Raw genomic sequence first — 7084 nt, 5'->3', positions numbered from 1 at the left:
ACGTCGGCTGCGCGTTGTCCACGGTCATCGGGGCATCACTGCGCAGCAGGGCCCTCGCTTCGGCTTCGCTGGCCACCGCCGGCGGCGAACCACGCAACGGCAGGCGCGCGGTTTCGTTGACGAACAGCATGGTGATGATGCCGATGACGGCTGCGCCCATCAGGTAGTACGCCGGCACCAGCGGGTCGCCGGTGCGCTCGACCAGCCAGGCGGTGACCAGCGGTGTGGTGCCCCCGAACAGCGACACCGAGACATTGAACGCGATCGACAGCGCGCTGTAACGCACCGGGGTGTAGAACAACGCCGGCAGCGTGGAGGGCATCGAGCTGGTGAAGCACACCAAAGCAAGGCCCAGCAGCATCAGGCCGAGGAAGATCAGCCAGTCGTTACCGGTACCGATCAGCTTCAGGCACGGGATGGCCAGCGCGAACAACGCAATGCACGCGCCGATGATCATCGGCCGGCGGCCGAGCTTGTCACTGAAAAGGCCGCCCACCACATTGAGCGGCATCATCACCAACATCACGATGATGATCAGCAGCAGGCCCTTGCTCTCCGCGTAGCCCATGGTGACGCTGAGATAGCTGGGCATGTAGGTGAGCAGCATGTAGTCGGTGACGTTGAACACCAGCACCAGGCCCACGCACTTGAGCAGCTGCGGCCAATGCACGCGGAACAGCGCACCCAGCCCGGGGCGCTCGTTGTCGCGCTTGTCGGCCTCTTCGGCGTAGGCACGGAACGCCGGGGTCTCTTCGAGCTTCATGCGCATGTACAGACCCAGCAGACCCAGCGGACCGGCCACCAGGAACGGAATGCGCCAGCCCCAGTCCAGCATCTGCGCGCTGCTCAAGGCCATGTGCAGCGCCGTCACGGTACCCGCGCCGGCGATGTAGCCGCCCAGCGTGCCGAACTCCAGCCAGCTGCCCATCAGCCCGCGGTTGCGGTCGGTGGAGTACTCGGCGATGAAAGTCGCCGCCCCGCCGTACTCGCCGCCGGTGGAGAAGCCCTGCACCAGCCGCGCGAGCAGCAGCAACGCCGGCGCCCACAACCCGATGCGGTCGTAGGACGGAATCAGGCCGATGCTGAAGGTGCCCAGCGCCATCAGGATCATGGTGAAGGCCAGCACTTTCTGGCGGCCGTACTTGTCGCCCAGCGGCCCGAATACCAGGCCGCCCAGCGGCCGCACCAGGAAGGCAACGGTGAACGTGGCGAAGGTGGCGATCAGCTGTGCGGTCGGATTGCTGGCGGGAAAGAACACCTGCCCCAGGGTGACCGCGATGTAGCCATACACACCGAAATCGAACCATTCCATCGCATTGCCAAGGGCGGCGGCACCCACGACCTTCTTGAGCATCGGGCGATCAACAACGGTCACTTCATCCACCTGGACGTGGCGACGGCGTTTGAACCACCCGAAATGGGCGTGTGCGGCATGCAGGTCCTGCATTCTGCTTTCTCCTGGAAGCATGGCCACCACCACGCCCGAGGTCCCGCGCACGGCACAGGAAGGAACCGCCTTCGAAGGAACGCGGCACAAGGCGCGAAGAAGGGGTGGCAACAGGCGTTCCCGGACGGCCGCGTGGAATTCCACGGCGCTGCAGGAAGGGTGACCGAGAGACGGGCAACGGCCCGAGACAATGATCAAGCGATGCATGTTACTACACATCGAAAATGTGATCTCCACCTCACCTTCACATCACGGCACTACAGCGCTATCGATAGACACCGGGAATCGTGCAGAATCCCTGCGCCGCCGCGACGTGCTCACACGGAACGTGCGCGCGGCATCCCACCATCAGCACGAAGAGATACCACCCGATGTCCATCAAGACCACCACCCTGTGCGCCCTGCTCGGCCTGCTCGCACCCGCGGCCGCCATGGCCCAGGACAGCACCGCCGCCACGCTGTCGCGCCTGCTGGAATGCAAACTGACCGCCGACCAGGTGGCCGCCTTCACCGACAGCATCAACGCCGAGGAAATCACCGACTTCGCCCATGCCGGTTCGGCCGCGTCGGGCGACGCCGCGCTGAGCCTGTGGAAGAGTGACGCGCCGATCACCGCCTGGGGCGAAACGTCCGACCTGGTGCACCTGTCCAGCACCACCGAGATGCTGCTGGCCTTCAAGGTCACGCTGGGGCAGGAGCTGGCCCGCGGCAAGGCCATCGTGGACCGCATCGGCGGCATGACCCCGCGTCCGGACCAGGCCGCGATGGAAGAAACCTACGGCTGGAAGGGCATGGACTACCGCAAGGCGCTCAGCGGCAACCGCAACGCGCGCGTGCTGGTGGACCTGAGCTATTCGCCGGGTTGGGTCACCGTGGGCTGCGCGTACGGCGACATCCTGTAACGCACCGGCAACCGGTAGAACAGACGGCGCGGGAAGCGATTCCCGCGCCGTCGGCGTTTGCGCTGCGACGTTGTGTCGCAGCCACGGCGCCGGCCCGCTTGATCTTTGTCATGGTCGCCCCCGGCCGGCGCGCCGATCCTGTACGGGACACGCAACCACCCCTCCACAAGGATCCGGCCATGCGCTACACCCCCGACAACACCCAGCTGTTGAATGCCCTGCAGAACGTCATGGTGATTTCCACCACCGACCTGCAGGGCAACATCACCTATGCCAACGACCTGTTCTGCACGCTCACCGGCTTCACCCGCGACGAACTGATCGGCCAGCCGCACAGCATCGTGCGCCACCCCGACGTGCCCAAGGCCGTGTACAAGGACATGTGGGACACCATCAAGGCCGGCAAGAGCTGGACCGGCATTGTCCCCAACCTGGGCAAGGGCGGCGCCCTGTACGTGGTGGACACCACGGTGCAGCCACTGTTCGACGCCGAGGGCAATATCACCGCTTACATCAGCATTCGCCGTGTGGTGAACGACCTGATGAGCAACTTCGACGCAGTGGAGTTCAGCAAGGAAAAGTTCGACGACTTCTACGCTGCCGCCTGATGGACGCTGCCTCCCCGATCCAACGCGTGCTGGTCGGATATGGCTCCGAATCCGGCAACGCACGCGCCCTGGCCCACCGCCTGGGCGCGTTCCCGGCCCTGCAGCGGCACGCCCCGCAGGTGCTGCCCTTCAACGACATCGACGTCGCCTCGCTTGGTGCGGGCGACGTGCTGCTGGCGCTGTCCAGTTCCTTCGGCGACGGTGAGCCACCGGCCAACGGCGAGCGTTTCGCCGAGGCGCTGCGACAGGCCCCTGCCCTGCCCGGCCTGCGCTACGCCGTGTTCGGGCTGGGGGATACCGGCTACCCGCGCTTCTGCGGCTTCAGCAAGACCCTCGATACCCTGCTGGGTGAGCGCCAGGCACGGCCGATCATGCACCGGGTCGACGCCGATGCAGGCTACGAGCACTTCTTCGACCAATGGGCGCCGGTGCTGGGCGACGTGCTGGACGGCAACGAAGCGGCAGGCCGCGACCTTCGCCTGCAGGTGACTGCGTATGCCGAGGACAATGCGTTCGCCGCGCCGATCACCACGCGTCGTCGCCTCAACACACGCGACCCCGCGGCATGGCACCTGGAACTGGACCTGCGCGGCAGCGGCATCGCCTACCGCGCGGGCGATACCCTGCACGTGGTGGCCCCGAACGATCCGGCCCTGCTGCAGGCACTGGCGCGCTGGTATGGCCAGGACGAAGCGGTCGACCTGCTGCGCAACAAGGAGCTGCGACTGCTGGGCAGGACCGTGCTGCGCGAGCTGGCACGCCTGGGCGGCAGCGACGCACTGAAGGACCTGCTGCGCAGCAGCCAGCGCCCGGCACTGGAGGCCTACCTGCACGGCGCCGACCTGCTGGATGTACTGAACGACCACAACAGCCCTGACCGCGTGCCACTGGCGCGGTTGGCGGAGCTGCTGTCGCCTTGCCTGCCGCGCGCGTATTCGATCGCGTCGGCCGCCGGCAGCGCGCAGGCCGCCCTGTGCGTGCGCGAGGTGCGCTACACCCGTAGCGGTCGCGAGCGTCGCGGCACCGCCACCGGCTGGCTGCTGGACGGCGACGGTAGCGCCCGCGTCTACTGCCGCGCCAACCCGGGTTTCCACCTGCCCCGCGACCCGGCCGCCCCACTGCTGCTGGTCGGCACCGGAACCGGTATCGCGCCGTTGATGGGGCTGTTGCACGAGCTGGACGCCGCCGGTCAGCAGCGCGAGGTGCACATGGTGTTCGGCGAGAAGCATCGCGACCACGACTTCCTCTACCAGCAGCACCTGGAGGCGTGGCGCGCCGACGGTCGCCTGCAGGGACTGCACACGGCCTTCTCGCGCGACGGCGTGGCCAAGTATTACGTGCAGCACGCGCTGGCCGACCAGGCCGACGCGGTCGCCGACCTCCTGCAACGCGGTGCGCATGTCTACCTGTGCGGCAACAAGCAACACCTGGGCGTGGCCGTACAGGAGGCGCTCAACACGATCCTGACCACCAACGCGGGTGAAAGCAGCACATGGGATACCTTGCAGGCTGCCGGGCGCCTGCACCGCGAACTGTACTGAGCACCCCATCGCTGCAGCACTGTCCGCTGCAGCGGCACGACCGCGCCGTCAGCCAGCCGCGTCGGGGGCTTCGGTGGCCGCGGCCAGCGCCGCCAGCCGCGCCGGCTGCAGCACCTGCATTTCGCGCTGGTTGACCGCAATCACGCCGTCATCGCTGAGACGGCGCAGCACGCGGCTGGCGGTTTCCGGCGCCATGCGCAGGTAGTTGGCGATCTCCACCCGGCTCATGCTCAGGTTGAAACGCAGCGGCGAGAAGCCGCGCCGCGCATACCGCTCGGACAGGTCCAGCAGGAACGCGGCCATGCGCGCCTCGGTGCGATGGTTGGCCGCCATCAACGCCACCTTGCCGATCTCGGCACTGAGCAGACTGAACAGCTTGGCCTGCAGGCCCGGCATGCGCGTGGCCAGCAGGCTCATGCGCGGGAACGAGAACCGGCACAGGTACACCGTGTCCAGCGCAACGGCGTTGCAGGGGTAACGCGCACCATGGATGGCGTTGAGCCCGATCACCTCACCCGGCAGGCTGAAGCCCAGCACCTGCTCGTTGCCCTGGCTGTCGTTGAGGTAGGTCTTGACCATCCCGCCACGCACCGCGGCGATCGAATCGAACGCATCGCCCGCGCGGAAGATGTGCTCGCCCGCGCGGAACGGGCCCACGTGGTCCACCAGCACATGCAGCTCGGCCAGCGCGCTCTTGTCGTAGCCCTGCGACATGCACGCATCGGAAAACGCGCAGGTGCTGCAGAAATGCAGGGCATCGCCATCATCGGCGGCAGCGGGGTTGGGAGTGCCCGGCGACGACATGACGGTGCTGATCAGGGCTGGGCCAGCGCGAAGTCCAGGCCGGCGCACACGGCCGCCACCTGTGCATCGTTGCATTCCTGCGGGTTGGTACGCGGGCTGTCCGGATACACCTCGGTGGTGGTGGCATAGCGGGCGTTGGTGAAGCCGGCGCAGGCACCGATCGAGCGGGATTCGCCCCACACCACCCCGTTGGACTGCAACGGCATGCCGATCAGCTCGCCCTTGGCATCGGCCGGTGCGATATGCGTGACCTTCTCCACCGCCGCTACCAGCGCCTGCTGGAACGCCGGCTGCGGGTCTTCGCTGTTGCCGATCACGTAGAAGCCATCGGGAATGATGTCCGGCACCAGTTCCTTGCCGTCGCGCGCGCAGCGGGCCGGATCGAATTCTTCCAGGTCGCTGTTGGTGGTTTCGTGCAGGTCCAGATGCACCAGCAGGCCATCCGCACGCGCGCCCACCCAGCGCATCAGCGCGGCCGCCTCTTCGATCTGGCCACCGTCACGGAAGCTGCGGTTCGGGTCGATCGCATCGGGGTTCCACCGCTGGATGCGCTCATAGCCCCACGGGCTGACGCACGGGGCCACGATCAGGTTGATGCGCCCGGCGTAAGCCTCAGCATGCTGGTCCAGGAACTGCAGCGCGCCATGCACGCCACTGGTTTCATAGCCGTGCACGCCGCCGGTAACCAGCGCGCTCGGCAGCGCCGGGTCCCACGCCTGGCTCACCACCGCAAACAGCGGGTAGTGGTCCGGGGCATAGTCGAGCTGGCCATACTGGACCACGTCGAACCGCTCGCCCAGGCGCTCAAGTGCGGTCACCACGTCCTCGTGATAACTGCGCTGGCGCTGCTGGCGGGCCCGCCACTGCGCGCGCTCGGCGTCGCCCCAGGGCTGGCCGGGGGTGCCGATCGGGTAGAAATGCGCAAGGGTCATCGGAGGCTCCAGAAGTCGGGAAACGGACCCGCGCGAAAACGCGTGGCCCAGCCCGATAGTGTAAATGCAGAAGGCCTGACCGGTCCCAGCGGCGTCCGCGCAGGCCAGAATGGGCAAGGTGCCGCCGGCACCTGACACTCCCGGAAGGAAGGTACCGCGTGATCGACATCGCCCTTGCAGCCCCCCATCACGTAGAGGCCCTGGTAGCCCTCGACAGCGTGGCCGGTCACGACCCCGGACGCGCCGCGCAGATCCGCGCATGGGTGCAGGCCGGCACGTGCCACGTGCTCTGCGTGGACGGGCGCGCAGCGGCCTACGGCGTCCTGCATCACCAGTTCTTCAACTGCGGATTCATCGAGATGCTGATGGTCGGGCCCCGGTATCGTCGCCAGGGACTGGCGCGCCAGCTGGTCCAGCACCTCCGGTCGATCTGCGCGTGCCCCAAGCTGTTCACCTCCACCAACCGGTCCAACACGGCGATGCAGGCCGTGCTGCTGCAGGCCGGGTTCCAGCGCAGCGGGCAGATCGACAACCTGGATGACGGGGATCCCGAATGGGTGTTCTTCAGCCCGGTGGGCGGGGGCTGATCCGGCGCGGCGGGATCTGCTGTGTGCCAGGCCGGGATGAAAGCGCATAAAAAAAGGGGGCCGGTTGCCCGGCCCCCTCATGCCCCGACCAACGGTCGGTGCCTACCCGCGTGTCATGCGGCCTGCACTTCCTCGTAGCCGTTGAAGCGCATGTCGCTGGACGCACGCCCCTGGGTCAGCGAGCGCAGCGCCGTGGTGTAACCGGCCAGCCGCGCCAGCGGCGCATAGCCCAGCACGTCCACCTGCGCGCCGTGGTCCTCGAT

The 7084-nt window shown here is 67.3% G+C and carries 8 protein-coding genes; 4 read left to right on the top strand and 4 right to left on the bottom strand.

Annotation, left to right across the window (positions count from 1 at the left end):
- Positions 1-1447: glycine betaine/L-proline transporter ProP (gene proP / locus DBR34_RS01105; RefSeq protein WP_128095366.1), on the bottom strand; the 1447-nt coding region annotated here is incomplete at its 3' end.
- Positions 1448-1818: 371 nt separating this feature from the next.
- On the opposite strand from proP, the gene DBR34_RS01100 reads away from it, so the two are divergent.
- The 3 genes from DBR34_RS01100 to DBR34_RS01090 all read left to right on the top strand — a co-directional run bounded on the left by DBR34_RS01100 (position 1819) and on the right by DBR34_RS01090 (position 4498).
- A complete protein-coding gene (locus tag DBR34_RS01100; protein ID WP_128095365.1) occupies positions 1819-2349 on the top strand; it encodes a hypothetical protein in 531 nt (176 codons plus the stop codon).
- A gap of 179 nt (positions 2350-2528) precedes the next feature.
- Positions 2529-2957 (top strand): PAS domain-containing protein, encoded by a 429-nt coding sequence (locus tag DBR34_RS01095; protein ID WP_128095364.1) that lies wholly within the window; start codon positions 2529-2531, stop codon positions 2955-2957.
- Positions 2957-4498 carry a sulfite reductase flavoprotein subunit alpha gene (locus DBR34_RS01090; protein ID WP_128095363.1) on the top strand — a complete coding sequence of 514 codons (1542 nt, stop codon included), beginning with the start codon at positions 2957-2959 and terminating at the stop codon, positions 4496-4498. Before DBR34_RS01095 ends, DBR34_RS01090 begins: the two co-directional genes overlap by 1 nt.
- A gap of 48 nt (positions 4499-4546) precedes the next feature.
- Here DBR34_RS01090 and DBR34_RS01085 read toward each other — a convergent pair whose 3' ends face one another.
- Both DBR34_RS01085 and DBR34_RS01080 read right to left on the bottom strand, forming a co-directional pair.
- Positions 4547-5302, bottom strand: a complete 756-nt coding sequence (locus DBR34_RS01085; RefSeq protein ID WP_128095362.1) for a helix-turn-helix domain-containing protein — start codon at positions 5300-5302, stop codon at positions 4547-4549.
- A gap of 11 nt (positions 5303-5313) precedes the next feature.
- A complete protein-coding gene (locus DBR34_RS01080; RefSeq protein ID WP_128095361.1) occupies positions 5314-6234 on the bottom strand; it encodes a M14 family metallocarboxypeptidase in 921 nt (306 codons plus the stop codon).
- Positions 6235-6392: 158 nt separating this feature from the next.
- Here DBR34_RS01080 and DBR34_RS01075 point away from each other — a divergent pair, with 158 nt between their 5' ends.
- On the top strand, positions 6393-6821 hold the full coding sequence (locus DBR34_RS01075) for a GNAT family N-acetyltransferase (RefSeq protein WP_219928194.1): 429 nt from the start codon (positions 6393-6395) through the stop codon (positions 6819-6821).
- Between the two features lie 113 nt (positions 6822-6934).
- Here DBR34_RS01075 and DBR34_RS01070 read toward each other — a convergent pair whose 3' ends face one another.
- Positions 6935-7063: a hypothetical protein gene (locus DBR34_RS01070; protein WP_258223605.1), complete on the bottom strand. Its 129-nt coding sequence runs from the start codon at positions 7061-7063 to the stop codon at positions 6935-6937.
- Positions 7064-7084 lie beyond the last annotated feature (21 nt).

Origin of the sequence: Stenotrophomonas sp. HMWF003 (genome assembly GCF_003061285.1) — a bacterium.
GTDB classification, from domain to species: Bacteria; Pseudomonadota; Gammaproteobacteria; order Xanthomonadales; family Xanthomonadaceae; genus Stenotrophomonas; species Stenotrophomonas maltophilia_AP.
This window is presented reverse-complemented; position numbering and strand designations above follow the sequence as displayed.